The sequence below is a fragment of the Shinella kummerowiae genome (assembly GCF_009827055.1).
GTDB lineage: Bacteria > Pseudomonadota > Alphaproteobacteria > Rhizobiales > Rhizobiaceae > Shinella > Shinella kummerowiae.
In genome coordinates, this window is the sequence record NZ_WUMK01000004.1 from 1 (window position 1) to 26,999 (window position 26,999).

The following is a 26,999-nucleotide window of genomic DNA, read 5'->3' on the forward strand; positions in this document are numbered from 1 at the left end:
TCCGGCCATGGTGTTGCCGAGAATGTTGCCGGTGGCGTTGATGTTTGCTGCGCCGGTCAGCGCTACCTTCTCGACATTGGCGGCCATGGTCCAGCTAATGGACGATTGAACCAGGTCCGTGCCGCCTCCGGCAGCCTCGATCACAACGTCGCCGGCATTGTCGAGGACGTATGTATCGTTGCCGATGCCGCCAGTCATTTTGTCGGCTCCGGCGCCACCATTCAACCGGTCATCGCCGCCGCCAGCGTTGAGGACATTGTTCCCCGCATTGCCCTTGATGGTATTGGAAAGGCTGTTTCCGATGCCATTAATCGTGGCGGTGCCGGTCAGGAAAAGATCTTCAACGTAGGTGCCTGCAAGTGAATAGCTCACGGACGCTTCGATCCTGTCCAGGCCGTTGGGTGCGGTTTCGACAACCTTGTCGCCAACGTTATCGACGATGTAGGTATCATTGCCCTTGCCGCCGGACATTGTGTCGGCACCAGATTTGCCGTCCAGGACATTGTTCGCGACATTGCCTACCAGCGAATTCGCAAGAGCATTACCCGTGGCATCCGCCTCCTCTATCCCAGTGAGGATCAAGCGTTCGACGTTGTTTGAGAGTTCATAGCTTACCGAGCTTTTGACTGTATCTAGGCCGTCATTTTCGTATTCCCAAACGACGTCTCGCCACGAATCGACGATGTAAACGTCGTTCCCAGAATCCCCCAGCATGACGTCCCAGCCAGTGCCGCCATCAAGGGTGTCATCGCCCCCGTCGGCAAAAAGCGTGTCTCGGCCTCCGTACCCCATCAGATAGTCACTGTTCCAGGTACCGTCTATCTTGTCAGAGTACTGAAAAATAATCTCGGCAACACTATCAGACGTCATGGTCCCGTAGAAATAAGTGTAGTTTAGCTCAAATCCCCTGATCTCGTAGAATCCCTCAATGAGATCGAAATTCTCATCGGTTTCTATCCATGAGGCATTTATAATTGAAACATATGACGACGTAAAATCGACATCTAGTGTCAGTTCATCGACAGAGTAATTGAACCAACCACGCAGTTCATATGATATTTCAGGGAATGACGCTGTGTCTACGAAATAGAGATAATCTGTTTCGTGATCGCCTGGGCCGGAACCGGCTAAGTCTGCATCGTGAATTAAATGGAATTCAATATTTCGCATATCGACGCCGGCGGCGCCAAACGCTGAGAATTCTGCCATAGCCCTCTTCCATGAAACATTTGTTCGTTAAGATCAACTTGCCCGATCCGATTTAGAGCGTCAATGACCTGCCGATGAAGATTTATCCGGCTGTTCTCGGATCTGTAGTGGCCGAAAGAAATGCTCCGCTGGTAATAGCGGGGCAGGAGGTCGATCAGCGCGGCGAGATATTCGCAATCTGATCAAGTTTGTTCTGTCATAGCGAATTCACGATGGGCGCCGGCCGCTAGATGAACATCGATCCGTTGATGTCCAGGCTGGCGAGGTGCATCTGAGACATCTTTTTGCCCTTCGTCAAATTCCGACTAGTCCAAGCACCGAAAGCGTCACGTAGCCGATCACGCATAACCACGCGACCGGTATTGCGGCTACCGCGCCCCAAATTAGCTTCTTCATCATTTGCGCCCCAACTGACTATCTCTCATCAAGCGTAGAGACGGGCTGTTTGGCAAGACATTAGCCATGACCTCGCGAAGGCGAGCGCCCGCATACCGACTCGCCAATAACCTTGCCTCGAGTCCCACCAAGCCTGCTTGGCGAAGACAAGCCGAAATTCATTGAATATTTCTTTGCGATTTTTTTAAGGGGCCTCCACGTATATCCATGGCGGCAGCATAAAGTCGCCATCGTCTCAGCATTGTGAGCCTGTCTCCAAAGCATATCAAAAAACGAATGACATTCAGTAATTTGGCTTAATCTGACCAAATGTGATGGCGCGAAGACGGTTATCGATTTCGGAAAGGTTTTACATTTCAGCGATCATAAAGCCGGGACCCAGATCGTCTTGAATTCGTCTGTTCCCAGCAAAGAAAACGGCGCTCCCACCCCGTTGGTTCTTTACGTGACGGAGGGTTTCGATGCAGTCGTGGCGGCACTCGGAGCCACGAAAGTAAGACGATAGGCGCCTAAATCCGGAAGCTCGCCGGTCTTAAACATCGCATTCGCTGTGTCAAAGTTAATAGCTTACATGTCTCGATCTTGCGAAGATACACGTGCCATCCGGAGGTGGACAGGGATTCGGCTCAGAAATGAGCCGAGTCTTTGGCATGATCGCCGCCGCAGACCATATCCATATTACTGAAATATTTGTCGTTTTCCCTTCAACATAAGGGAACCGCACCTCATCCTCCTTTGTTTTCAAGCATATTCGAAAACAAAGGAGGATGAGATGTTCCAAGCGTCTCTCGGCGGCGGCTTTGGCGCGCAGGGCTATGGCCTACGTGCATCCATCAACGCCGCAGTAGCCTACGACGGAATATGCTCCCAGCACCGGATCGATCTTCGTTTCGAGCCGCAGGCCATTATAATCCAAGGCCGAGTTCCGCCAGGCGTCGTTCGGAGGGTTCGTACAATCATTTTTGAGGTTGCCGGATCGGTCCCGGTTTGGGATCGAACGTTCTGGCTAGGGTAACTGCCTCAGCCTGTGATAAACACGCCGGCCGCTTTCGCGGCCTTCAGAAACGTGCTCTGCGCCGCGGCAGGCTCTGCGGGGGACTCAACTATCTCCCTAATCCGGGCAACCTTGAGGCGACCGCGCCTCAGTAACCGTGATCACGGCGGCTGGTTCCCCTTGCGCCGCTTTCTTCCATCGCCGGAAGCTCACCGGCATGAAACAGGCCCCTCGCAAGCCGCGGGCTTCTTTCGCCGTTCTCCTAAATGATGAAGAAGTCGGCATTGGTCAGCGCAAGCCCGGCTGTAAGCTTGGCAAACTCGACTGTTCCACCGGAAGCGGAACCATTGCTGTCGTAGATCAGGGCGCCCGTCGAGGAGTTGTAGATGATCCGGTCGCTCGCATCGCCAGCCGCGGTCCCGATACGAAAAGCCGCAGAAGAAAGCCCGCCGTTCGCACCGACCCCCGTGAAGATAGCATTGTCCAGCCAAACGGTGTCGTCCGCCGCGTTAAAATCGACGATGGTGTCCTTGTTCGTGGAACTGTTAGGCACCGTGTTGAACACGAAAATATCTGAACCGTTACCGCCGGTCAGCGTGTCGTTGCCACGGCCGCCAAAAAGCCTGTCATTGCCGTCGCCGGCACTGATGATGTCGTTGCCCGCTCCGCCGTTCAGGGCATTGTTGCCATTGTTTCCGGCCATGGTGTTGTTGAGAATGTTGCCGGTGGCGTTGATGTTTGCTGAGCCGGTCAGCGCTACCTTCTCGACATTGGCGGCCATGGTCCAGCTAGTGGACAATTGAACCAGATCCGTGCCGCCTCCGGCAGCCTCCGTTACGACATCGCCGGCATTGTCGAGGACATACGTGTCGTTGCCTGCGCCGCCAACCATCTTGTCGGCGCCGGCGCCACCGTCCAGCGTGTCGTTTCCGCCTAACCCTACAAGTAGATTGTTGCCATCATTGCCGGTCAAAATATTTTGGAATTCGTTCCCTGTCAGGGATGCGTCAGTGTTTCCGGTGAGCACCAACCTGACCATCGCACTTCCCGTGCCAAAAATCACCTTCGCGATGTCAATGCTGATCGACGACCGGACCGTCACTGAGTCATAGACTTCCTGAATGAACAGCTGGTCGCCGATATTGTCGAAGTAGGCCAAGATTAAGGTACCTTTGCCAATCATGAGATCAGCGCCAGTTCCTCCATCTAATTTGAGACTAAAGGCATCTCCCCGGAGGACATCGTCCCCGGCATCGCCAGAGAGCGTTGCGCCCCATAGGTCACCCTTGGCGACGATTTCATCATTTCCGTCGCCGCCGTAAATTCTCTGTGCGCTCTCTATAACCCCTAAGCCACTGAATATCTTGTCATTACCGCCGAAGCCGTAAATAGTAAGGTTGCCGTCGGCGCCCAGAATAACGTCACTTTCCGGGGTGCCGTTCAACACGCCGTCAACAACCGTTCCCGGCTGATTTCCATCAATGTAAGCCATCAGCATCCCCAAATGGTGTTCACATCCTGAGGGGGTCAGGCCGACACTATGCACGCAATAGTCAATCTTTGGTGTGCCGGCACCCGTAAAAAAAATCGCGCAGGCCCCTGTGAGGGCTCTTCTCCCCTCCGACGACGCGGGAGGGGCTTGGCGTTCGTAGCTCGGCCTGGGTGTTGATTGCCATTGCTGTCAGTCTCTGCACCGGCCTTATCATCTGACCTCAGTTAAAGGTGAGCGATCGACGCGACCGGTGGCGCATCTTGAACGGTGGAAAGGTTCACGGCCATGCCACACCTGCGGTCACCGCGGATAAACAACCCGGCCTCTTCTGCCGCCTTGATAAGCGCCTCGCGTGCAGCCTCGGGGTCTTCTTTCCCCTCCAGTACCGCCAATCGGCTCTATAGCGGGCAGCCGGATCGGATCGACGCAACTCTTGGCGAGAGCCAGCGATCAGAATTCATTCGAAAACCAGCAGAGCGAGAGCTTCAGAGGCTCGAAGCGGCAAAAGCAGAGCAATCTGAGGACGACTAGCTGCGCAGCCAACGTGGTAACCCGTCGTTGTCAAGAGGACCCATGTTCATCGACACAGTGGTCGGCCGTTCCCGGTTCGCGCCATCCCCTCGTCGTACCAGTCCTCAACGGCCTTCGCCGCCTCCCAGCTTCGACTGCTCGGCCGCATGGGGCAGGTGCCGGACAAAGGCACTCCAGTCAGAACAGTTTCCGCTCCAAATATACATGCCGCGCTTCAGGCTCGTTCGTTCCCGCGATACCCTTCCTGTGCAAAGTCCACATGGAAGGCCGACCAGTCTTCCTTATCCTGATCGGGGACGGTCAGCACCGAGCGGTATTTTTTCTTCATGTATGGCCGGTCATGGCGGAAAGTGATGGGAAAAGGCGCAAGATTCAAGGGACGACGAGAGGCAAATCTATTCTGAACGTATGAAATTTCGCAGCAGAATCAACAAATGAAATGCGGACGAAAAACATCAAACCGCCCTGAATTTCAGAACGGTAATCGAAATCACTGCGCTGTGATTGGATTTGCAGTCCTCTGCGTAACCACTCCGCCACGAGGCCGTCCGTCTTGCTATAAAGCGAGTGGTGCCGGGCGTTTAGAACGAATTTAGAAAGGGCGCAAGAGGCTTCCCTCGCATTGTGGATTTTTTCCGCCGCCATATGCATTTTGCGCGCCCGGAGCTTGATACGGCCATTGAAACCCTACTTATCGTCTGTGGTGGCTCGTGCCGAAACGTGCCGGGCCTCAACACATTGGAGAGAATCCCATGCCCAATCCGAAAGTCCTTGCGGCGATAGCCATTGCGTTCGCGCTATCGGGCTGCGCGCCGTCGACGCTGGAACCCATACGCGGCAGCATTACCTACAACGGGCAGCCTCGGACGAAGCTGACGAAATCGCCGATCGGCAGTACGTTTGACCACAAGTTCATCGGGCCGGGTGGCGACCAATATGTCGAAACGTATCGGATAGCCCCGGATCGCTCGCTGGAACTGCTGTCCCGCTACAAGGTGGAAATCGTCGATTCCCGATAACCGGATCGAGTTGGGCCGTTTCGTCCCGGCTGAAGAGGAGGCGCGTTCGCAAAGGCGCCTCCCGTTTCGCCGCTATTGCGCCGGTGCGGCGCCTTCCAGCCCGACGAGGGCGATCTTGGCGTAGCCGGCTGCGCGCAGCAGGTTCATGACATCCATGACGCTGCCGTAATCGACGGCCTTGTCGGCGCGCAGCAGGACGCGCGTCTGCTTGTTGCCGTCCGTCACCGCATCGAGTTCGGGTCCGAAGCTGTTGCGCGCGATCTCGCCATTGCCGATCGATACCGTCAGGTCCTTCTTCAACGTCATGAACACCGGCTTGTCCTCGCGCGGGGTCGGCTGCGCGACGGAGGAGGGCAGGTCGACATTGATGTCGACAGTGGCGAGCGGGGCAGCCACCATGAAGATGATGAGCAGAACCAGCATGACGTCGATGAACGGCGTCACGTTGATTTCGCTGTTCTCCTCGAGGTCGTCGCCGCTATCCTTGATCTTGCTGGCCATGGATCACCCGATCTTCACGACGGAGCCGCGTTCGCTGCGCTGCGCGGGGTGGCGAACGGCGCGGCGCACGTCGAGGTCACGGCTGGCGAGGCGTTCGATCGCGGCCGAGGCATCGGCAAGGTTCTGGCGGTAGCCGGTGATGGCGCGGGCGAGGAAATTGTAGAACACCACGGCCGGGATGGCGGCGACGAGGCCGATCGCGGTCGCCAGAAGCGCTTCGGCAATGCCTGGCGCGACGATGGCGAGGTTGGTGGTCTGCGCCTTCGAGATGCCGATGAACGAATTCATGATGCCCCAGACGGTGCCGAACAGGCCAACGAACGGGCCGGTCGAACCGATCGTGGCAAGCAGGCCCGTGCCCTTGGCCATGCGGCGGCCGGCATGGGCTTCCATGCGCGAAAGGCGCGAGGCGATACGTTCCTTCACACCACCATCCGACACGTGGTCGAGAACGCCTTCGGATAGCTGCATCTCTTCCCGCGCGGCGCGGGTCATGTGGGCGACCACACCGCGATTGCGGCCGAGCGCCTGCTCGCCATCCTCCAGGCCGCGTGCAGCGGAAAGCTGGCGGACCGCGCGACTGGCGGAGCGCTGGGCGCTGCCGAGCTCGACGATCTTCACCAGAAGCACGGTCCAGGTGACGACAGAAGCAAAGGCGAGGCCGAGCATCACGCCTTTGACGACGATGTCGGCGGCCATGAACATGCCCCAGGGGGAGAGGTCGTGCGGCAGGCCGGACTGGCGTTCACCGACCGCTGGCGCGGTATCATCGGATGCTTCGAGGTCGGTTGCCGTGGCGGCGTCTGCGGGGTTGGCCGGATTTTCGGCCGTGTTTTCGCCGGCCACCGGACGGGATGTCGTGTCGGTCGTGGTCCCGCCCGTTGCAGTGCCTGTCGCCTGTCCCGTCGTGACAGGTTGATTGTCCGTCTGGACCGACGGTGTCTCCTCGGTCTGCGCCGACACGGTATGCGGGGTGGCAAGCGCCATCAGGAAGATCGCGAGTAGCAGTCGGGACCGTTTCAGCACCGTGTATTCCTCTTGCATGTCTTAAATTAAACGAAGCCCGCTCGCTGGAACGGGCACGGTGTGGGCGCGAGGCGCTCCTAAAACCTGCTTTCTCAATACGACATTATACGCAAGGCAGGCAATAATATGTTGAGTAGTTTATTCATGATAATGCCCGAAGCGGCCAGAGGCCTGCCTTTTGCCCTCGCTGTGACGCGGATTTTGCGCGCAAGCGGTCGACGCCTATGGACACCCGGGCTGAAACCGCACTAAGACAATCGCGACGCATCCGGCATTGCAACCGGGCCTTTGTGCCGCGGTCTGCCGTTACTCACAGGGCTAGAGATGATTGACTACAAAGCAGCGCGCACGAAGATGGTGGACAACCAGATCCGTACGACGGATGTGACGTCGCACGAGGTGCTCGACGCGTTCCTCACCGTTGCGCGCGAAGAGTTTGTGCCCGCGGCCGCCAAGCCGCTTGCCTATATCGACGATGACATCCAGCTTGTTCCCGGCCGCTACCTGATGGAGCCGTCGCCGCTCGCCAAGCTGATCCAGCTTGCGGATGTCGTGGCCACGGACGTGGTGCTGGAAGTCGGATGCGGCACCGGCTACGCCTCGGCGATCCTCTCGAAGCTCGGAAGTTCGGTCGTGGCGATCGAAAGCGACGCGACGCTTGCGGCGACCGCAACGGAAACCCTGTCCCGTCTCGGCTATGACAATGTCGCTGTGGTAGTCGGTGATCTCGAGGCCGGCTACGCGCCCGAGGCGCCCTACGACGTCGTCTTCGTGCACGGTGCCGTGGAATTCGTTCCCGATGCGCTCCTGGCGCAGCTGCGTGATGGCGGCCGGTTCGTCGTCGTCGAGGGCTATGGCAATGCCTCGCAGGCCCGTCTCTATATCAAGGAAGGCGGCCACGTTTCCGAGCGCACCGTTTTCAACACGGCGGTCAAACCGTTGCCCGGCTTCCGAAAGGCAAAAGAATTCGTTTTCTGAGGTCGCTTTGTTGCAATGATATCTGGCAGGCCTGATTTGTTGCGCATTGGCAACGGGCCTGCCGTATCGTCACTTTCGAAGCACTTGCGGCCGGTATGACGGCTATTCCCTGATAAACTTACGGGCAATATCGCGAGCGTGGAAGCTGTGTCAAAATGGCTCTGCGAGCCAAAAGTCTAGGCGGCGGTCTGCCGGCGCGCACTGTGTAGGGAGCGGCTCAGCGGCGGGTCGATCCAGGATCGGAGTTTTGTACTGTGTCCATTCTTCGTCGAACCGCTCTTGCGCTCGCTCTCGCTTCTGCCGCGCTGGTGGTGCCCTGCAACGCCTCTGCCGAGACGCTGGCGGGCGCAATGGCCAAGGCCTACCAGAACAATCCCGATCTCAATGCGGCCCGGGCGTCGCTGCGCGCCATCGACGAGAACGTTACGATTGCCAAAGCGGGCATGCGACCGCGGGTCAGCCTCGTAACGCAGTCGGAGCTCAACCGCACGAACCTCGACGTGGGATCGCGAAATTTCTTCGGGCAGCGTGGCTCGCGCCGCACGCAAAGCTTCACGTCGAGCTACGGCCTCACCATCACGCAGCAGATTTTTGATGGCTTCCAGACGCTCTATCGCGTCAAGGTCGCCGAGGCGAACGTGCTGGCCAACCGCGAATCGCTGCGCGCCAATGAAATCTCGATCCTGCTCGCGGCCGTCGAATCCTACGCCAACATTGCGCGCGACCAGCAGATCCTCACGATCCGCAAACAGAACATCGCCTTCTTGCAGGAACAGCTCAAGGCTGCCGGTGCACGCCTCGATGTCGGCGAGGGAACGCGTACCGATGTCAGCCTGGCGGAAGCGGATCTTGCCGCTGCCAAGGCGTTGCTGACGGCAGCGGTTTCGCAGCTCAAGCAGAGTGAAGCTGCCTATGTGCAGATCGTCGGGGAAATGCCGAAAGGCATCAAGCAACCTTCCTCGGCGAAGAAGGCGATGCCGGCCTCGCTCGACCAGGCCGTCGCCACAGGCATGCGAGAGAATCCGAACATCCTCGCCGCCATGCGCAGCGTCGATGCGGCCGGGTACAACGTCAAGGTTGCCGAAGGCACGATGCTGCCGGGCGTCTCGCTGCAAGGCGATGTCTACAAGTCCGTCAATTCGGAAGAAGGTCCTGCCGACAATCTCAGCAGCTCCCTTTCTGCCCGTGTGACCGTGCCGCTCTACCAGGGGGGCGCGGAATATGGCCAGATCCGCCAGGCCAAGGAGCAGCTCGGTCAGCGGCAGATTCTCGTCGATTCCGCACGCATGGACGTGCAGCGCACCATCGTTTCGGCCTATGCGCAGTTCGAATCGTCGGTAGCCTCCATCGCCGCCATCGGGGCGCAGATCGAGGCGGCCAACATGGCGCTTGAGGGCGTGATCGAAGAGCGCAATGTCGGCCAGCGCACAACGCTCGACGTGTTGAACGTGCAGCAGAACGTGCTCGATGCCCGGGAAGACTTGGCAATTTCCCAGCGCAATGCGGTTGTCGCCAGCTATTCGGTGCTCGCCGCCACCGGCAACCTGACGGTTCGCAGCCAGGACCTGGCCGTGGCGGAATACCGCTCCGAGGTGCACTACGAGGCCGTCAAGGACAAGTGGTTCGGCCTGAGAACCGTCGACGGTCGCTAGACCTCCGCCCTTGGCAGGGCAAACAAATCTGTGCATCACTCGTAACACATGATTCGCGGCGATTTAGTTCGCTTCGGAACTCGCCTAGGGTTTTCGGGATGTCCGGCACGCCTCATGCGGCAGGCCGTGGACGTCGCAGCGATCGGGGATAGAAATGGCTCAGCCAAATGTAGCGCGTGAACCGTCCATGGATGAAATCCTGGCGTCCATTCGCAAGATCATCGAAAACAACGAAACCCAGACCGATCTTGTCGCCGATGCGCAGGATGACGACGGGTTCGACATCACGACCGAGAGCCATTCCAACCTGCTGGATCACCCGGCTGTCGTCGAACGGTTCCATGTGGAAGAGCATCGCTCGGCATCCATTCAGCCGATCGCGCGACCGGAGACGGTGTCGAGCAGCCAGCCAGCGTTGTCGCTGGCGGATGTCGCCGCGCGTGTTCGCGCAGCTTCGGAACGCCATATTGCCGCGAACCGCGAACCGCTGGAGCGCGAGCCTGTTCTGATCGAGCCCGAGGGTGTCGCAAGCGAGGAAAGCCCGCTTTCGACCGCGCGTATGGCTGCGGCTCCCGATCATTTCACGTCCATCGCCGAGCCCGTGGAAAAGATCACACCGGTTGTGGAAACGTTCGAGCCGGCCCCCGCATTCGTAGAGCCGGTCCGGCAGGAAGAGGTTCGCGTTGCCGAGCCTGCTGCCGTTGTCCGTGATATCGCGACACTCGTCTCGCCGGCCGTTGGTGAGCGGGTCGCGCAATCGTTCGGTGCGCTGGCGGAGGCGATCGATGCCGGCCCGCGCCGCTCCTTCGATGAGATCGCCGAGGAAATGTTGCGCCCGATGCTGCAGGACTGGCTTGAAGACAACCTGCCGACGCTCGTCGAGCGGCTGGTGCGCGAAGAGATCGAACGCGTGGCGCGCGGCCCGCGCCGCTGACCGACGTCGCCATTCCTTAATCAAATTCTGGTTTGAGCCGCGCCGGCCCCCCGGCGCGGCTTTTCTCTGATATTGTTGACTTCGCGCCGGCCATCCGGTTTAGAGAATCCACGACAAACAGCAGGCTTCGCACGAAAATGCTTGAAAAAAATTATGATTCCGCAGCGGTCGAGCCGCGAATTGCCAAGGCGTGGGAAGATGCGGACGCATTCCGCGCAGGCGAGGGCGTCAAGCCCGGCGCCGAGACCTTCTCCATCGTGATCCCGCCGCCGAACGTGACGGGCTCGCTGCATATGGGGCACGCGCTCAACAACACGCTGCAGGACATCATGGTTCGCTTCGAACGCATGCGCGGCAAGGACGTGTTGTGGCAGCCGGGCATGGACCATGCCGGCATCGCGACCCAGATGGTCGTCGAGCGCAAGCTGGCCGCCGAAAAGCTGCCCGGCCGGCGCGAGATGGGCCGCGAGGCCTTCATCGAGAAGGTCTGGGAATGGAAGGCGGAATCGGGTGGCCAGATCTTCAACCAGTTGAAGCGCCTTGGTGCCTCCTGTGACTGGTCGCGCGAACGCTTCACCATGGATGAGGGCCTGTCCGAGGCTGTCCTCGAAGTCTTCGTCTCGCTCTACAAGGAAGGCCTGATCTACAAGGATATGCGTCTCGTCAACTGGGACCCGAAGTTGTTGACGGCGATCTCGGACCTTGAAGTCGAGCAGGTCGAGACGAATGGCAATCTTTGGCACCTGCGCTATCCGCTGGAGCCGGGCGTCACCTACCAGCACCCGGTCGCCTTCGATGCGGATGGCACGCCGACCGAATTCGAGACCCGCGACTATCTCGTCGTGGCAACGACCCGCCCGGAAACCATGCTCGGCGATACCGGCATTGCCGTAAGCCCCGAGGACGAGCGCTACACGTCGATCGTCGGCAAACACGTCATCCTGCCGATCGTCGGCCGCCGGATTCCGATCGTTGCGGACGAATATCCGGACCCGACGGCCGGCACCGGCGCGGTCAAGATGACGCCGGCGCATGATTTCAACGACTTCGACGTCGGCAAACGCCATGGCCTGCGCCAGGTCAACGTGTTGACGATCGACGCCAAGATCACGATCAAGGAAAACGAGGACTTCCTTGAGGGGCTTGAGCCGAACGACATGCAGCGCGGCCTCTGGGACCAGCTCGACGGCATGGATCGTTTCGAGGCCCGCAAGCTGATCGTCACCGTTTTCGAAGAGGGCGGCTTCCTCGACAAGGTCGAGCCGCACAAGCATACCGTGCCGCATGGCGACCGCGGTGGCGTGCCGATCGAGCCGCGGCTGACCGAACAATGGTATGTCGACGCCAAGACGCTGGCCAAGCCGGCGATCGCCTCCGTGCGCGAAGGCCGCACCAAGTTCGTACCGAAGAATTGGGAAAAGACCTATTTCGAGTGGATGGAAAACATCCAGCCATGGACCATTTCGCGCCAGCTCTGGTGGGGGCACCAGATCCCGGCCTGGTACGGCCCGGATGGCCAGGTCTTCGTCGAGAAGACCGAGGAAGAGGCGCTGCACGCCGCCATCCAGCACTACATCGCCCATGAAGGCCCCTGGAAGGCCTGGGTCGAGGAGAAGCTGGAGAATTTTGCACCTGGCGAGATCCTGACGCGCGACGAGGATGTGCTCGACACGTGGTTCTCCTCCGCACTCTGGCCGTTCTCGACGCTCGGCTGGCCGGAAAAGACGCCGGAGCTGGAAAAGTATTACCAGACCGACGTGCTGGTCACCGGTTTCGACATCATCTTCTTCTGGGTCGCCCGCATGATGATGATGGGCATGCACCTCATGAAGGACGAGTTCGGCAACCCGATCGAGCCGTTCCACACCGTCTATGTCCACGCCCTGGTGCGCGACAAGAACGGGCAGAAGATGTCGAAGTCGAAGGGCAACGTCATCGATCCGCTCGAACTGATCGATGAATACGGCGCCGACGCGCTGCGTTTCACGCTGGCCATCATGGCTGCGCAGGGTCGCGATGTGAAGCTCGACCCGGCTCGCATCGCCGGCTACCGCAACTTTGGCACCAAGCTGTGGAACGCCACACGCTTTGCCGAGATGAACGGGGTGAAGACCGATCCGAAGTTCGTGCCGGAAGCGGCCTCGCTGACGATTAATCGCTGGATCCTGACGGAACTCGCCCGCACGGCGCGTGACGTCACCGAGGCAATCGAGACTTATCGCTTCAACGATGCGGCGAGCACGCTCTACCGCTTCATCTGGAACCAGTTCTGTGACTGGTACCTCGAACTGCTGAAGCCGGTCTTCATTGGCGAGGACGAGGCGGCCAAGGCGGAATCGCAGGCCTGCGCGGCCTATGTTCTGGAGGAGATCTACAAGCTTCTCCACCCGTTCATGCCCTTCATGACGGAAGAACTCTGGGCGCATACCGCAGGCGAGGGCAAGACGCGCGAAAACCTGATCTGCCATGCGGAATGGCCTTCGCCGGCCTATGCCGACAACGCGGCCGCCGACGAGATCAACTGGTTGATCGACCTCGTATCCGGCATTCGTTCGGTTCGCTCCGAAATGAACGTGCCGCCAAGCGCGACGGCGCCACTCGTCATGGTCGGTGCCAATGCGTTGACGAAGGCGCGTCTCGAAACGCACGACTCGGCGATCCGCCGTCTTGCCCGCGCGTCGGAAGTCAGCCTCGAGGAAACGGCGCCCAAGGGCGCCGCGCAGATCGTCGTCGGCGAAGCGACGGCCTGCCTGCCGCTCGGCAGCCTGATCGATCTTGCGGCAGAAAAGGCCCGTCTCGAAAAGGCGATCGACAAGGCAAAGGCTGAGGCCGCGCGCATCGAGAGCAAGCTGTCGAACGAAAAATTCGTGGCCAATGCCAAGCCGGAGGTCGTTGAGGCGGAGCGCGAACGTTTCACCGAACTGGAACAGCAGCTCGCAAGCCTTGCCGTGGCGCTTTCCCGCGTGAGCGAAGCCGGCTGATTCTCTGCCGAACGGACATCTTCACCCTGAAAACCGCGCCGGAGCCTCCGGCGCGGTTTTTTATTCGTCTGTTGGCCGGCAAATTGCCGACTGTGGTCAAAATGTGACATGGCGTCGCACGCACGAAAAATTGACCTATGAGATGGGGAAATGACGCCATTTCGCGGAAAAATATTCCGAACAGGACCTTTAGTGAGGGTCTTCAGAAAAATCTTACGTAATTTTTTGAATACCCATTGGAAATCAGGGGCAAAAAGTGGGGTTTGCCAAGCGGGCGCTCCTCTTCGATAGTCATGGCCGGAGAGGCGTGGGACGGAGGCAGCTGTCGCCGCGCGGAACTTTTGCAGGGGAGGACTGTATGCGTAAGAGAAATATTGGCGCGGGGATTGCGGCGGCGGCTGGCCTGCTGGCGGCAACTTCGGCCTATGCCGGCGGCCTGGAGCGCGGCGGCTACAACATCGATCTGTTGTTCGATCCTTCCGATTATGCCGCAGAGAGCGCGGTGACCTATGTCAACCCGCAGCGCGATCTCAACAATGTCGAGGACATCAACCCGGCCAACGGCGACCTTAACGGCCGGCCGAGCGATGGTATCCGCGACACCGAGGGCTACTGGGTCCCGCGCCTTGGCGTGAAGGCAAAGCTCTTCGAAGGCGTCGACTGCATGGCTGACTACTCGCAGCCCTGGGGCGCCCATACCAACCCTGGCTCGAACTGGGCTGGTGCGAACGACAACATCGAAACCAAGATCGAGAGCGACAACTACGCTGCGACCTGCTCCTACAAGTGGGACGTTGGACAGGGCCAGCTGCGCATCATCGGCGGTGGCTTCTATCAGGAAGTCGGCGGCTTCAAGGAGCGCCTCGTTGCCGACCTGACCCCCTTCGGTTCTCCGTTGAGCGGCGTGGGGCGGCTTGATCTCGAAGGCAGTGGCTGGGGCTGGCGCACGGGTATCGCCTATGAAATTCCGGAATATGCCCTGCGCGTGAGCCTTGTTTACAACAGCGCGGTCGATCTCGATAACCTCAGTGGCACGATCGACCTTCGCAACGTCTTGCTGCCGACTCCCGTAGGCCCCATCCAGGGTACGAAATATAACGTCGAAAGCGACGCCTCCATGCCGGATTCGCTGGAACTCAAGTTCCAGACGGGTTTCGCACCGGACTGGCTGGTTTTCGGCTCGGTGAAGTGGACAGATTGGAGCCAGCTGCAGATCATCAAGGTGACGGCGGTGAATCCGAACCCGCTTACGCCTCCGACGTCACTCGATCTGCTGTATCGTGACGGCTGGACCGTGTCCGGCGGCATTGGCCACAAGTTCAATGAAAAGCTGAGCGGTGCCATGAGCCTGACCTGGGACCGCGGCACCAGCCATGGCTACGGCAACCAGACCGACACGTGGGCTCTGGGCTCCGGGGTTTCCTACAACGTGAATGAGAATATCGAGCTGCGCCTTTCCGGTGCCCTCGGCCTCATGACGAGCGGTAGCTCGGACACGCAGGTTGTCGATGGCGAGCCCGTCGGCACGAACGTCAGGTACGACTTCGATACCGACTACTTTGCTGCAATCTCGACGTCGCTCAAGGTCAAATTCTGACCGGCGGACCAGCGAACAACGAGAATCAGGCCCGGTGTCACCACCGGGCCTTTTTTCTTGGTTAACGTTTCCTTGCTGCGTGGCATGTCCGATGTGGAAATCACAGCGTCGTGCAAAAATATGTGACGGAATCGCAACACATTTTTTTCCAGAGTTTGCTACACGCATAGGCAAGCGATGAAATGTCCATTTCCCGCCACAAACGGGGCGCAGCGATAGGGACATGTAGACGCGTGAAACCGCGCCCAAGGAAACGATGAGCCAGCCGATGTCATTGCCGCCGGAGTTGCCGGAAACCTGCACGAGAACCGTGCATTCCCGGTTTGGCGCAACGACCAGGGAACGGCGCGGAATTGTTGAAGTGATGCCCAAGTCCGAGTTGATGCCGATGAAAGTACTGGTAATGGGCCTTTGCCTCTCGCTCTCCTTCGGAGCGAGCCAGGCCCTCGCATTTGATCCTCAATCCGGCGTCAGCAAGGAAAGCGGCCCCTTCGATCTCTTCAAGTTCGGTTTCTTCTCCTACAAGGAGGGGCGCAAGACCGACGCCGTCGAGGCCTATCGCTATGCGGCGGAAAAGGGTCATACGGGCTCGCGCTGGGCGCTCGCCAACATGTATGCCGATGGCGACGGCGTGACGGAAAACGATCTCGAAGCCTTCAAGATGTATAGCGAGATCGCTCAGGCCGGCGTGGAGCCGGGTTCGGAAGACACCGGCTACTTCGCCAACGCGCTGATCGCGCTTGCCAGCTATTACCGTCGCGGCATTCCGGACAGTCCCGTCAAGATCGACATGGCGCAGGCCCGGCAACTCTATTTCCAGGCCGCCTCCGCCTTCGGCATTCCTGAAGCGCAGTTCCAGCTCGGCCGCATGATGCTGACGGGCGAGGGTGGTTCGGTCAGCGTGCACCAAGCCAAGAAATGGCTGAACCGCGCCCGCAACAACGGCCATGCCGGCGCGATGGGTCTGTTCGGTAACATCCTCTTTCAGGAAGGCCAGACCACACGCGGCCTCGCTTTCATGACCGCAGCGCTCGACCATTGCCCGCCGAAGGACTGTGGTTGGCTTCAGGCAACGCAGGAAGAAGCGTTTTCCGTCGCGAGCGAAGAAGATCGCCGCAAGGGCATGGCCCTTGCCGAGAGCATCCGGTTCAATCCGGAAGAGTAGTTCTCAAAAAAGAGCCGACTTTCGTCGCGCGTCAGGCCGCGTAGTCGAATATCGCCACCACCGGCACGTGGTCGGACGGCTTTTCCCAGTTGCGCACGTGCTTTTCGACCGCTGTCGAGACGAGGCGGTCGGAGGCTTCGGCCGATAGCATGAGGTGGTCGATGCGGATGCCGAAATTCTTCGGCCAGCAACCGGCCTGATAATCCCAGAACGTATAATGCGGCACGGCGTCGGTGGAAGCCCGGACGGCGTCCAGCAGGCCCAGATTTTCCAGGCGTCGGAAAGCCTGGCGGGTCGGCGGCAGGTAAAGCGCGTCCCTTTGCCAGACCTTGACGTCCCAGCAATCGTGCGGCTCGGGAATGACATTGTAATCGCCGGCAAGCACCAGCGGCTCTTCGAGCGCCAGACGGTTCTCGGCGAAGGCGATGAGGCGATCCATCCAGGAAAGCTTATAAGGGTATTTGACCGGGTCGTCGGCCGGATTGCCGTTCGGCAGGTAGATCGAGCAGACGCGCACCGCGCCGCCTTCAACGGAGAACACGCCCTCGATGAAGCGCGCCTGTTCGTCGCCGTCACCGCCGGGCAGGCCACGGTTCACCTCGTCCGGCCGGATTTTCGAGAGGAGGGCGACGCCGTTGAAGCCTTTCTGGCCATGCGTCTCGACATGGTAGCCAAGCGCCTCGATGTCGGCGCGGGGAAAGGCTTCGTCGACCGATTTGATTTCCTGCAAGGCAACGATATCGGGATTGGACTCCTTGAGCCACGCGACGAGATTGTCGATGCGCGCCCGCACGCCGTTGATGTTCCAGGTGGCAATCTTGATCGGCATGCGGGTCTCGTTTCGGTTGGATGTGGTCAGATCGAGAAACTGGTGCCGCAGCCGCAGCTGGCGACGGCATTCGGGTTACGGATCTGGAACGACTGGCCAAGCAGGTTGTCGACGAAGTCGATCTCGGATCCGTCCATATAGACGAGGGAGAGCTGGTCGATCAGCACCTTGGCACTGTCGCGCTGAAGCACCAGGTCGTCATCCTGCTGGTCCTCGACGAGATCGAATTTGTAGGAAAAGCCGGAACAGCCGCCGCCTTCGACGGAGACGCGTAGCGCCTGTTTTTCCGGCGAGGAATTTAGGATCGACGCGATGCGCCGTGCGGCGGCGTCGGAGATGGTTACGGATTTATCGGTCATGTCTGCCTCCTGCCGGGGTCAAGATCCGGAGAGAATCGCCTGTCTTCCACAGCCGGCAAGGGGGCGCCGAAGATTGCGTCTGTTGCGAGGTGTTGAAAACAAATCACTGAAAAGACTGGTTTTTCAAGCATGCCTTGCAGCCGGACTTGCCGCTGTGCACACTATAGGTATGAAGGCATTGAGGCCGCGTCAATGGGCGGTGTGAATGCAGGTGACGAATGACACTGGACAGACATGCGCTGGGTTTTGGCGCAGGACAACGCGCCATCTATGCTTGCGACCCCTGGGCGACCCGTGGGCGGCTTCATCCCGAGCCGGAAAGCCCCACACGGTCGGACTTCCAACGCGACCGCGACCGGATCGTGCACACGACCGCCTTCCGACGCCTCAAGCACAAGACCCAGGTCTTCATAGCCGCCGACGGCGATCACTATCGCACGCGGCTTACCCACACGATCGAAGTGGCGCAGATCGCCCGCGCCCTGGCACGCGCGCTGAAGCTTGACGAGGACCTCGCCGAGGGCGTCGCGCTGGTGCATGATTTCGGCCACACACCTTTCGGCCATACCGGCGAGGACGCGCTGCACGAGGTTCTGGAGCCCTTCGGCGGCTTCGACCACAATGCGCAGTCGCTGCGCATCGTCACCAAGCTGGAGCGGCGCTATGCCGAGTTCGACGGGCTGAACCTCACCTGGGAAAGCCTGGAAGGGCTCGTCAAGCACAATGGCCCGCTGATCGGGCCGACCGGCGAGTGCACGCATGGCGACGACGTACCGCGTCCCATCCTGGAATATTGCGCCCTGCACGATCTGGAGCTGGCCAGTTTCGCCAGCCTCGAGGCACAGGTGGCGGCGATCGCCGACGACATCGCCTACAACACCCACGACATCGACGACGGCCTGCGCTCCGGCTATCTCACCTTCGAGATGCTGGAGGAGGTGCCGTTCCTCGCCAAGCTCATGACGGATGTGCGCGACAAATATCCCGGCCTCGAAGCCGCGCGCTTCACCCACGAGATCATGCGCCGCCAGATCACCGCCATGGTGGAGGATGTGATCGGCTATGCGCAGGAGGCGATCCGCGACGAACGGCCGGAAAGCGCCGAGGACGTGCGCAAAGCGCGCCGGTGCCTCGCGACATTCTCGGAAGAGATGTCTGTCACCGACAAGCAGATCAAAAAGCTGCTTTTCTCGCGCATCTACCGCCATCCGGACGTCATGCGCGTGCGCGCCAACGCGGCCTCGATCCTGACAGACCTTTTCCATGCTTATATGGATGACCCGCAGCTCATGCAGGGGCACTACTGGGTGGATCGCATCGCGACCATGCCGGAATCGGCAAGGGCCCGCCATGTCGGCGACTATCTGGCGGGGATGACCGACAATTACGCGGTCAACACCCATCGCCGTCTGTTTGACCATACCCCCGAATTGCGGTAGTCAGCCGCCACCTGAACTTCTTCGCAGAAATGGCCCGAAACGGGCCGCTGCGCGCGGATGGATGAGATGAACCTTTTTACAGACTTCGATAACAGAATCAAACACGTACTCGAAGGACTTGATATCGTCCGTGAGAAGCGGGCCGAACTCGATTTCTCCCGTATCAGCGTCGAGCCGCCGCGCGATGCCAGCCATGGTGATGTCGCGACCAACGCGGCGATGGTGCTGGCCAAGCCGCTTGGCCTCAATCCGCGCGCGCTCGCAGACCGCATCGTCACGGAACTGAAAAACGACCCGGAAGTGGCGGATGTCAGCGTCGCCGGCCCCGGCTTCATCAACGTGCGCCTGTCCGTCGCCTACTGGCAGAAGCTGCTTGCCGGCATGGTCAGGGCCGGCACGGACTACGGCCGCAGTTCGCTTGGCGACGGCCGCAAGGTCAATGTCGAATATGTCTCCGCCAACCCGACCGGCCCGATGCATGTCGGCCATTGCCGCGGCGCCGTGGTGGGCGACGCGCTCGCCAACCTGCTCGCCTTTGCTGGCTATGCGGTGACCAAGGAATATTACATCAATGATGCCGGCTCGCAGATCGACGTGCTGGCACGCTCGGCCTTCCTGCGGTACCGCGAGGCTCTGGGCGAGGCGATCGGCGAGATCCCGGCGGGCCTCTATCCCGGCGACTACCTGGTTCCTGTCGGCGAGGCGCTGGCTGCCGAACACGGCACGACGCTGCGCGCCATGCCGGAGCATCAGTGGATGCCGATCGTCAAGGAGAAGACGATCGAGATGATGATGGCGATGATCCGCGAGGATCTTGCCGCGCTCAACGTCCATCACGATATCTTCTTCTCCGAGCGTTCGCTGCATGCCGGCAACGGTGCGTCCATCCGCACCGCGATCAACGACCTCACCTTCAAGGGCCATGTCTACAAGGGCGTGCTGCCACCGCCGAAGGGACAGCTGCCGGAGGACTGGGAAGACCGCGAGCAGACACTGTTTCGTTCGACGGAAGTGGGTGACGATATCGATCGTCCGCTGATCAAGTCGGACGGTTCCTATACCTATTTCGCGGCCGACGTCGCCTACTTCAAGGACAAGTATGATCGCGGTTTCGACGAGATGATCTATGTGCTCGGCGCCGACCATGGCGGCTACGTCAAGCGTCTGGAAGCTGTCGCGCGCGCCGTCTCGGAGGGTAAGGCGAAGCTGACCGTCCTGCTGTGCCAGCTTGTAAAGCTGTTCCGCAACGGCGAGCCGGTGAAGATGTCGAAGCGCTCCGGCGACTTCGTCACCCTGCGGGAAGTCGTCGAAGAAGTCGGCCGTGATTCGGTTCGCTTCATGATGCTGTATCGCAAGAATAGCGAGCCGCTCGACTTCGACTTTGCCAAGGTGACGGAACAGTCCAAGGACAATCCGGTCTTCTACGTGCAATACGCCCATGCGCGCTGCATGTCTGTGTTCCGCCAGGCGGCGGAGGCCTTCCCGGATCTCGACGTTGCCTCGCTCGACCTAGCCGGCGCAATTGCCGGGAATATCGTCGATCCGAGCGAATTGCAGCTTCTCGCGAAGCTGGCAGAGTTCCCCCGTGTCATCGAGGGTGCGGCCGCCGCGCAGGAGCCTCACCGCATCGCGTTTTATCTCTATGATCTTGCCGGCGCGTTCCACGGACACTGGAATAAAGGTAAAGAACAACCGGAATTACGGTTTGTTAACGATAAAAATAGAGAATTGAGTATCGCCAGACTTGGGCTGGTGCACGCTGTCGCGTCTGTTCTTAAATCGGGCCTGTCCATTACAGGCACCGCAGCACCGGACGAAATGCGATAACGTCACCATTTACCCACAATAAGCTGGCAAACGCGTCTTTGTAGCTTTTGAGTGGGAAGCAGTATGGCCGACAAGAACTTCGCACGAAGCGGAACCGCTGATACGGATCTTCTGGCAGATGATGATCCGTTGAGCGAGCTTGCCCGTCTCGTCAATTTCGAGCCTCGCCCGGTCCAGGGTGTCAGCAAGTCCCGCTCCGATGCTGCCGAGGCAGCGCCGCGCCATGAGAACCCCGTGCTCGCCCTCGAGGACGAACTCATGCGCGCCTTCGAGCAGTTCGATATGCCGACCCGCGGCGCCGTCGAACCGATCGTTGCTGAGAGGGCCGTGCCCCGCCATGTCGAGCCGGTTTTTGAAGAGCCGGCTCCGGTTGTCGAGGATCGCGATGCCCTGCTGGACGACGCGCCGTCGCGCGATCTTCCGGTGCAGCATGCCGCTCGCCAGGAGCCTGCCTTCGAGGCGCGTCCTGAGCCCGTTTTCGAAGATGACAATGCATCGCTCCCAAGCGAAGCGGCTGTTGCCGATGCCCGGCAGGACGAGGCCGAGCTGGGTGCAGATTCGGCGCTGTTGCTTGCCGATGAGCTGGAAGCGGTTTTGTACGATGTGCCGTCCATCGATACCAAATCGGCACAGCATGCCGGTCAGGCATTCGCTGAACGGTTCGAGCCGCGTTTTGAAGAGCCGGTCCGCAATGAGCCTGCGTTGGAGACCTATACGCCTGCGCAGCCCGATGCCGACCAGCCGGCCTTTCTCGGCCTTCAGCCGGTATCCACGGACGAGAGCCTGTTCGATGATGTCGGCCTTGACCTCGAGCGTGAACTGGAGCTGTCGATTGGCGACGGTTTTGCCGACGAACTTTTCGCGGCTGAGCCTGAGCAGGGGGAAGCGCAAGGTGTGGACGCGTCCTTCGTCGAGCCGATGGCTGTCGAGGTGGTGGAAAGCTATGTGGAGCCGCGGTTCGACGGCTTGACGGCAGACGACACTGTCGTCGAGGCCGCACAGCCGTTCCGGGCCGAAGCCGCCTACGAGCGCGAGGAGCCACACTTCGTCGAGGCGATGCCCTATCAGACGCGGGAAGAGCATGCCCGCGTCGTTGCCGAGGCCGAAACTCAGTGGCAGGCGGAAGAGCCGGCTTTTGTGCCGGAACCAGGCTATCAGGTCGAGTCCGTGGCAAAGGGTCAGGACTACGACCACGACGCGCTGCTTGCCGACATTGAGCGTTATCCCGTGCCGGAAAGCCGCTCGCAGGTCGCCAGCGCTACGGTTGCTGCTGCTGCGTCGGCAGCGATATCGGCGCGCAATCCGCCCGCCAATATTTCCGCCATCTTCGGCCGTGCAACACCCGTCGCGCATCGCGGTCCTGTGGCTGAAAAGGCGATCACGCCCGTTGTTGCCGAAAAGGCAATCACGCCTCCCGTCGTCGAAAAGGCGATCACGCCTGTCGTCGAGCCGATCAGCAAGCCGATCGTCGAAACCGTTCAGGCGCCTGTCGTCGAAGCACGGCGCGAGCCGGTGGCTGTCGCCGAGCCTGAGATTGATCTCGACAATCTGGAGTTCGATCTCTCCGACATTGACCTGGACCTGTCCGATCTGTCGCTCAATGACGAGCCGGTAAAGCATGAGGTCAAGCCTGCCGTAGCGGTGGCTGCGGTCAAGGTGCCGGAGAAGAAGGCAGAGGTCGTAAAGCCGGTCGAAGTGCAGGCGGCTGTTCGCCGCGAACCCGTTGTCGCCGTACCGGTTTCGACCTATACGAAGCCGCAGCCGATCGCCGTCGAGACGAATGACGGCGCGCTGCCCTTCGATCCTTCGATGATCGCCGACACCGATGTGGGTGTTTCTCCGGTTACGGAACTGGATGTGCCGCACCTCCCGGTCGTAGAGAAGGAGAAGCCGCCGGTCTACCAGCCGGATTACGACTTCGACATCGACGCGGAAATGGCACAGCTCTTCAGCGAGCCGGCCGCCAAGGCGAAGGGCGAAAGCCGCCAGGCGACGGCTGCCGTGGCGGCAGCCGAAAAACAGCCGGCGGCGCAGATCAATGACGTCGACGATTTCGAGCGCGCGCTCGAAGAGGATTTCCGCCGCTCGCTGAACCAGCCGGAGCGCATGGCCATTCCGGTCGATCCGGGTCAGGCAAGCCCGCTCTATGCCGGTGACGGCTACGATGACGAACCTGCCCGCCCGCGCCGCGGCCTGTTGATTGCCGCCTCGATTGCCGGCCTTGTTCTCATCGGTGGCGGCGGCGTCTACGCCTGGTCCGCCTTTACCGGCGGCACGGTTGGCTCCGGCGAGCCGCGCGTCATTCTCGCCGACAAGGAACCGATCAAGGTCGTGCCCGAGGAAAAGGGCGGCAAGACCGTTCCGAACCAGGACAAGGCCGTTTACGATCGCGTCGCCGGCGACAATGCCAGCACGCCGCAGCAGGAACAGCTCGTCACCTCGACGGAAGAACCGGTCGACGTGGTGCAGCGTACGCTGACGCCGGAAACCCTGCCGTTCGACGGACAGGAAGACGGCGTCGAGGCGGTTATCGCGGCTGACGACGAAAACCGCGTGCTGCCGGGCGTCGACGAACCCGCCACGGCGACGGCCGACGGTGGCAACAAGCCGCTCGTCTCGCCGCGCAAGGTCAAGACCATGATCGTCAAGCCGGATGGCACGCTTGTCGCCCGCGAGGAGATCGTGACCGAGCCGGCAACGGAGATCGCGCAGATCGACGCCAAGGCGACGGGAACGACCGGTACGGCTTCGGGGGAGGCCGCAACGAACGCGACGCTTGATGCCAATGCCTCCCTGCGCACAGAACAGGGTGCTGCAGAAGGTCAGCCGCGCTCGGCGCTTGCCGAAGCGGCAGATGCCGAGGTCGACGACACCGCGCCCGTGCGCACGGTGAAGACGACGACCATCGGCGCCACGAGCACGTCGACCGACGGCAATACGCCGGTCCCTGTCACGCGTCCGGTCGACCAGCCGGTCACCGTTGTCGGCACAGTGACCGAAAACGGCAACGTTCGCGGCACGGAGACTGCCGAAGCAACGCCGACCCAGACGCAGCAGACGGCGGAACAGACGCAGGTCGCCGCTGTCGCACCGGGCAGCTACGTGATCCAGATCGCTTCGCTGCCGTCGGAAGCCGAGGCGCAGAAGAGCTACAATTCGCTGTCCTCGAAGTTCGGCAGCGTCATCGGCGGTCGCGGTGTGGATATCAAGAAGGCGGAAATCCCGAACAAGGGTACCTTCTTCCGCGTTCGCATCCCGGCCGGATCGCGTGAAGAAGCCAATTCGCTCTGCAGCCGCTACAAGAGCGCGGGCGGCAGCTGCCTCGTCACCCGCTAAGGCTGACAGCTTGATTTCAGAGGCGCGGGACCTGTTCCGCGCCTCTTTGATTCCAACGGGGCGCTGTGCAGAAAATCGTCGCCGACGCGCCCTTCGTCTTTCCCAACCGAACCTCTAAGATTGCTGACATGAGCGAATCGAAATCCTTCCTTTCAGGCTGCAAGGGCCTGAGTCTTACGGCCGACGAAAAGGCCTTCTTCCGCAGCGAGCGGCCCTGGGGCTTCATCCTGTTTGGCCGCAATATCGGTGAACTGGCGCAGGTCGCGGACCTGACGGCGGAAATGCGCGACTGCGTGGGTGGCGACGCCACCATTCCGGTGCTGATCGACCAGGAGGGCGGGCGTGTCCAGCGCATCAAGCCGCCGCATGTCCAGCAATACCCGAACGCCGCCGCCCTCGGCGCCATCTACCGCGCGGACGCGGAAAAGGGGCTGCGCGCCGCCTGGCTGATGTCGCGCCTGCACGCCTTCGATCTTCTCCGTCTCGGCATCAATGTCGATTGCCTGCCGGTGCTCGACGTCGCCGTGCCGGGTGTGCACGACGTTATCGGCAATCGCGCCTACGGACAGGAGCCGGAGATCGTTTCCGCCATGGGCAAGGCCGCTGGCGAAGGGCTCAAGGCCGGCGGCCTGCTGCCGATCATGAAGCACATGCCGGGCCACGGCCGCACCATGGTCGATTCCCACCATGACCTGCCGGTCGTGCATGCGAGCCGGGAAGAGCTTGAGGCGTGCGATTTCATTCCCTTCCAGCGCATGAAGGATGAGTTGATGGCGATGTCGGCGCATATCGTCTTCACCGCCATCGATGCCGACAACCCGGCAACGACGTCGGCCAAGGTCGTGCGTGATATTGTCCGCGGCCATATGGGCTTCGACGGGCTCCTGATGTCCGATGACGTGTCGATGAATGCCCTCAAGGGCGATATTGCCGAAAGAAGCCGGGGAATCATCGCCGCCGGCCTCGACATGGTGTTGCATTGCCATGGCATCATGGACGAAATGATTGCGGTGACAGAAAACGTTCCCCCGCTTGCCGGCGACAGCCTGCGGCGGGCGAACGCGGTACGCGCAGGCTTTCCGACGCCGGACGGGGCGGATGAACAGGCTCTGCGCGAAGAGTTCAACGCCATGATCGCGGTGGCCTGACGGCCTCCGCAAAAGGAGCGACGTGCAGGTGACGGGCGGCAAGTCTCCGAAGAAGGGTCGCGGTGCGGATGCGCCGATGGACGACCTGTGGCAGGACGACGCCGAGGGGCGGGGTCTTTCGGAGGAAAGCCTCGTCGTCGATCTCGCCGGTTTCGAAGGTCCGCTCGATCTTCTCCTGCACCTTGCCCGCACGCAGAAGGTCGATCTGACCCGCATCTCGGTGCTGGCGCTGACCGAGCAGTACCTGGCCTTTATCGACCGGGCGCGAAAAATCCGCATCGAACTTGCAGCCGACTACCTCGTCATGGCCGCATGGCTTGCCTATCTCAAGTCCCGCCTGCTGATCCCCAAGCAGGCGAAGGACGACGGACCGACCGGCGAGGAAATGGCAGCGAGCCTGGCCTTCCGCCTCAAGCGTCTGGAGGCGATGCGCGACGCCGCCGGCAAGCTCGTCAACCGCAACCGTCTCGGTCGCGACATCTTTGTCCGGGGCATGCCCGAGCACATCCCGACGGAGCGCCGCTCGGCCTTCGAGGCCTCGCTCTACGATCTCCTGAGCGCCTACGCATCGATGCGTCAACGCCACGCGGTCACGCAGGTGACCATCGAGCGGCGCAGTGTCTGGTCGCTCGCCGATGCGCGCGAGATCCTTCAGTTGCTGTTCGGCGAGTTCGATGGCGACTGGACGGCGCTCGATCACTTCATGCTGCGCTATCTGACGGACCCGGCCGAGCGCACGACGGCGATCGCCAGCGCCTTTGCGGCAACGCTGGAGCTCGTCAGGGAAGGGCGGTTGGAGCTGCGCCAGGATGGCGCCTTCCAGCCGATCTACCTGCGCAAGGGGCCGAAACCGCAAGGCGAAGACGACGGGGGCACCGAGCGTGGCTGAACACGAGGATGACGAAGCGGAAAGCGGGACGATCGTCGATCCGCGCCGGTTGCATGAGGCGGCGCGGATCGCGGAAGCGCTTATCTTCGCGTCCGCCGGGCTCGTTTCGCAGAGCTATATTGCCGAACGCCTGCCGCGCGGCGTGGACGTGCTGCATGTGATGCGCGAACTCAAGGGCCTCTATGCCGGGCGTGGCGTCAATCTCATCCAGATCGACGACAGTTGGGCGTTCCGAACGGCGCCGGATTTGTCCTTTGTCATTCGGACCGACGAGACGGAGGTGCGCAAATTGTCGCGTGCCGCGCTCGAAGTGCTGTCGATCATCGCCTATCACCAACCTGTTACCCGCGCCGAAATCGAAGATATCCGCGGCGTGCAGACCTCCAAGGGGACGCTGGACGTTTTGATGGAGGCGGGCTGGGTGCGCTTTCGCGGCCGCCGGCGTTCGCCTGGCCGCCCCGTCACCTTCGGCACCACGCGGGATTTCCTCGATCATTTCGGCCTTGAGGAACTGCGCGACCTGCCTGGCCTCGATGAATTGAAGGGGGCGGGGCTGCTTTCCGGCCGCATCCCCTCCAACTTCCAGGTGCCGCTGCCGCTTGGCGAGGACGAGATCGCTGACGATGAGGACCCGATCACCGCACTCGATCTCGAAGAACTCGGTCTCTTGACACCGGGCGGTAAAGCAGACGAATAA

At 60.8% G+C, this 26,999-nt stretch carries 21 protein-coding genes; 13 read left to right on the forward strand and 8 right to left on the reverse strand.

The genetic code is table 11. From position 1 onward, the window contains the following. The 4 genes from GR138_RS10885 to GR138_RS10900 form a co-directional block, all read right to left on the reverse strand. The coding region (locus tag GR138_RS10885; protein ID WP_160859269.1) for a calcium-binding protein at nt 1–1,209 on the reverse strand (1,209 nt) is incomplete at its 3' end. Between the two features lie 1,652 nt (nt 1,210–2,861). Further along, nucleotides 2,862–4,091, reverse strand: coding sequence for a calcium-binding protein (locus GR138_RS10890; protein ID WP_160859271.1), 1,230 nt, complete (start codon nt 4,089–4,091; stop codon nt 2,862–2,864). Between the two features lie 224 nt (nt 4,092–4,315). After that, complete coding sequence (locus GR138_RS30960; protein ID WP_160859273.1) at nt 4,316–4,483, reverse strand: DUF982 domain-containing protein; 168 nt, start codon at nt 4,481–4,483, stop codon at nt 4,316–4,318. A 511-nt stretch (nt 4,484–4,994) separates the two neighbouring features. Further along, entirely contained in the window at nt 4,995–5,273 is a 279-nt protein-coding gene (locus tag GR138_RS10900; protein ID WP_160859275.1) for a hypothetical protein, read from the reverse strand. Nucleotides 5,274–5,374: 101 nt separating this feature from the next. On the opposite strand from GR138_RS10900, the gene GR138_RS10905 reads away from it, so the two are divergent. Next, on the forward strand, nt 5,375–5,641 hold the full coding sequence (locus GR138_RS10905) for a hypothetical protein (protein WP_160859277.1): 267 nt from the start codon (nt 5,375–5,377) through the stop codon (nt 5,639–5,641). 72 nt (nt 5,642–5,713) lie between these two features. On the opposite strand, the gene exbD is transcribed toward GR138_RS10905, so the two are convergent. Both exbD and exbB read right to left on the reverse strand, forming a co-directional pair. Further along, entirely contained in the window at nt 5,714–6,142 is a 429-nt protein-coding gene (gene exbD, locus GR138_RS10910; RefSeq protein ID WP_160859279.1) for a TonB system transport protein ExbD, read from the reverse strand. Between the two features lie 3 nt (nt 6,143–6,145). Next, nucleotides 6,146–7,168, reverse strand: coding sequence for a tonB-system energizer ExbB (exbB, locus tag GR138_RS10915; protein WP_338091069.1), 1,023 nt, complete (start codon nt 7,166–7,168; stop codon nt 6,146–6,148). Between the two features lie 327 nt (nt 7,169–7,495). Between exbB and GR138_RS10920 the strand changes: the two genes are divergently transcribed. The 6 genes from GR138_RS10920 to exoR all read left to right on the forward strand — a co-directional run bounded on the left by GR138_RS10920 (nt 7,496) and on the right by exoR (nt 16,475). After that, nucleotides 7,496–8,146, forward strand: coding sequence for a methyltransferase domain-containing protein (locus GR138_RS10920; protein WP_160859790.1), 651 nt, complete (start codon nt 7,496–7,498; stop codon nt 8,144–8,146). A gap of 254 nt (nt 8,147–8,400) precedes the next feature. Further along, entirely contained in the window at nt 8,401–9,798 is a 1,398-nt protein-coding gene (locus GR138_RS10925; protein WP_160859283.1) for a TolC family outer membrane protein, read from the forward strand. A 154-nt stretch (nt 9,799–9,952) separates the two neighbouring features. Beyond that, complete coding sequence (locus tag GR138_RS10930; protein WP_160859285.1) at nt 9,953–10,732, forward strand: PopZ family protein; 780 nt, start codon at nt 9,953–9,955, stop codon at nt 10,730–10,732. Between the two features lie 137 nt (nt 10,733–10,869). Further along, nucleotides 10,870–13,713 (forward strand): valine--tRNA ligase, encoded by a 2,844-nt coding sequence (locus GR138_RS10935; RefSeq protein WP_160859287.1) that lies wholly within the window; start codon nt 10,870–10,872, stop codon nt 13,711–13,713. Between the two features lie 358 nt (nt 13,714–14,071). Then, the gene (locus tag GR138_RS10940; protein ID WP_160859289.1) at nt 14,072–15,310 is read left to right on the forward strand and encodes an OmpP1/FadL family transporter; all 1,239 of its coding nucleotides are present in this window, start codon (nt 14,072–14,074) and stop codon (nt 15,308–15,310) included. A 364-nt stretch (nt 15,311–15,674) separates the two neighbouring features. Further along, nucleotides 15,675–16,475: an exopolysaccharide production regulator ExoR gene (gene exoR, locus GR138_RS10945; protein ID WP_160859291.1), complete on the forward strand. Its 801-nt coding sequence runs from the start codon at nt 15,675–15,677 to the stop codon at nt 16,473–16,475. Between the two features lie 31 nt (nt 16,476–16,506). Here exoR and xth read toward each other — a convergent pair whose 3' ends face one another. Together xth and erpA are read right to left on the reverse strand one after the other, a co-directional pair. Then, nucleotides 16,507–17,298 (reverse strand): exodeoxyribonuclease III, encoded by a 792-nt coding sequence (gene xth, locus GR138_RS10950; RefSeq protein ID WP_160859791.1) that lies wholly within the window; start codon nt 17,296–17,298, stop codon nt 16,507–16,509. 32 nt (nt 17,299–17,330) lie between these two features. Then, nucleotides 17,331–17,663, reverse strand: coding sequence for an iron-sulfur cluster insertion protein ErpA (gene erpA / locus GR138_RS10955; RefSeq protein WP_160859293.1), 333 nt, complete (start codon nt 17,661–17,663; stop codon nt 17,331–17,333). Nucleotides 17,664–17,881: 218 nt separating this feature from the next. Here erpA and GR138_RS10960 point away from each other — a divergent pair, with 218 nt between their 5' ends. The 6 genes from GR138_RS10960 (at nt 17,882) to scpB (ending at nt 26,999) form a co-directional block, all read left to right on the forward strand. Beyond that, nucleotides 17,882–19,102: a deoxyguanosinetriphosphate triphosphohydrolase gene (locus GR138_RS10960; RefSeq protein WP_160859295.1), complete on the forward strand. Its 1,221-nt coding sequence runs from the start codon at nt 17,882–17,884 to the stop codon at nt 19,100–19,102. Nucleotides 19,103–19,168: 66 nt separating this feature from the next. Then, nucleotides 19,169–20,929 (forward strand): arginine--tRNA ligase, encoded by a 1,761-nt coding sequence (argS, locus tag GR138_RS10965; protein WP_160859297.1) that lies wholly within the window; start codon nt 19,169–19,171, stop codon nt 20,927–20,929. Nucleotides 20,930–20,992: 63 nt separating this feature from the next. Next, nucleotides 20,993–24,265: an SPOR domain-containing protein gene (locus tag GR138_RS10970; RefSeq protein WP_160859299.1), complete on the forward strand. Its 3,273-nt coding sequence runs from the start codon at nt 20,993–20,995 to the stop codon at nt 24,263–24,265. Nucleotides 24,266–24,393: 128 nt separating this feature from the next. After that, nucleotides 24,394–25,413: a beta-N-acetylhexosaminidase gene (gene nagZ / locus GR138_RS10975; protein WP_160859301.1), complete on the forward strand. Its 1,020-nt coding sequence runs from the start codon at nt 24,394–24,396 to the stop codon at nt 25,411–25,413. Between the two features lie 76 nt (nt 25,414–25,489). Next, on the forward strand, nt 25,490–26,302 hold the full coding sequence (locus GR138_RS10980) for a segregation and condensation protein A (protein WP_160859792.1): 813 nt from the start codon (nt 25,490–25,492) through the stop codon (nt 26,300–26,302). After that, nucleotides 26,295–26,999, forward strand: a complete 705-nt coding sequence (gene scpB / locus GR138_RS10985) for an SMC-Scp complex subunit ScpB (RefSeq protein WP_261004093.1) — start codon at nt 26,295–26,297, stop codon at nt 26,997–26,999. The genes GR138_RS10980 and scpB overlap by 8 nt, the downstream gene beginning before the upstream one ends.

Bases quoted from the DNA above. Each gene is read 5' to 3' on its own strand.
- exoR (WP_160859291.1), top strand. From the start codon at position 15,675: ATGCCCAAGTCCGAGTTGATGCCGATGAAAGTACTGGTAATGGGCCTT.
- nagZ (WP_160859301.1), top strand. From the start codon at position 24,394: ATGAGCGAATCGAAATCCTTCCTTTCAGGCTGCAAGGGCCTGAGTCTT.
- GR138_RS10890 (WP_160859271.1), bottom strand. From the start codon at position 4,091: ATGGCTTACATTGATGGAAATCAGCCGGGAACGGTTGTTGACGGCGTG.
- GR138_RS10970 (WP_160859299.1), top strand. From the start codon at position 20,993: ATGGCCGACAAGAACTTCGCACGAAGCGGAACCGCTGATACGGATCTT.
- GR138_RS10935 (WP_160859287.1), top strand. From the start codon at position 10,870: ATGCTTGAAAAAAATTATGATTCCGCAGCGGTCGAGCCGCGAATTGCC.
- GR138_RS10930 (WP_160859285.1), top strand. From the start codon at position 9,953: ATGGCTCAGCCAAATGTAGCGCGTGAACCGTCCATGGATGAAATCCTG.
- GR138_RS10905 (WP_160859277.1), top strand. From the start codon at position 5,375: ATGCCCAATCCGAAAGTCCTTGCGGCGATAGCCATTGCGTTCGCGCTA.
- GR138_RS10940 (WP_160859289.1), top strand. From the start codon at position 14,072: ATGCGTAAGAGAAATATTGGCGCGGGGATTGCGGCGGCGGCTGGCCTG.
- exbD (WP_160859279.1), bottom strand. From the start codon at position 6,142: ATGGCCAGCAAGATCAAGGATAGCGGCGACGACCTCGAGGAGAACAGC.
- GR138_RS10980 (WP_160859792.1), top strand. From the start codon at position 25,490: ATGGACGACCTGTGGCAGGACGACGCCGAGGGGCGGGGTCTTTCGGAG.
- erpA (WP_160859293.1), bottom strand. From the start codon at position 17,663: ATGACCGATAAATCCGTAACCATCTCCGACGCCGCCGCACGGCGCATC.
- argS (WP_160859297.1), top strand. From the start codon at position 19,169: ATGAACCTTTTTACAGACTTCGATAACAGAATCAAACACGTACTCGAA.
- GR138_RS10900 (WP_160859275.1), bottom strand. From the start codon at position 5,273: ATGCATATGGCGGCGGAAAAAATCCACAATGCGAGGGAAGCCTCTTGC.
- GR138_RS10960 (WP_160859295.1), top strand. From the start codon at position 17,882: ATGACACTGGACAGACATGCGCTGGGTTTTGGCGCAGGACAACGCGCC.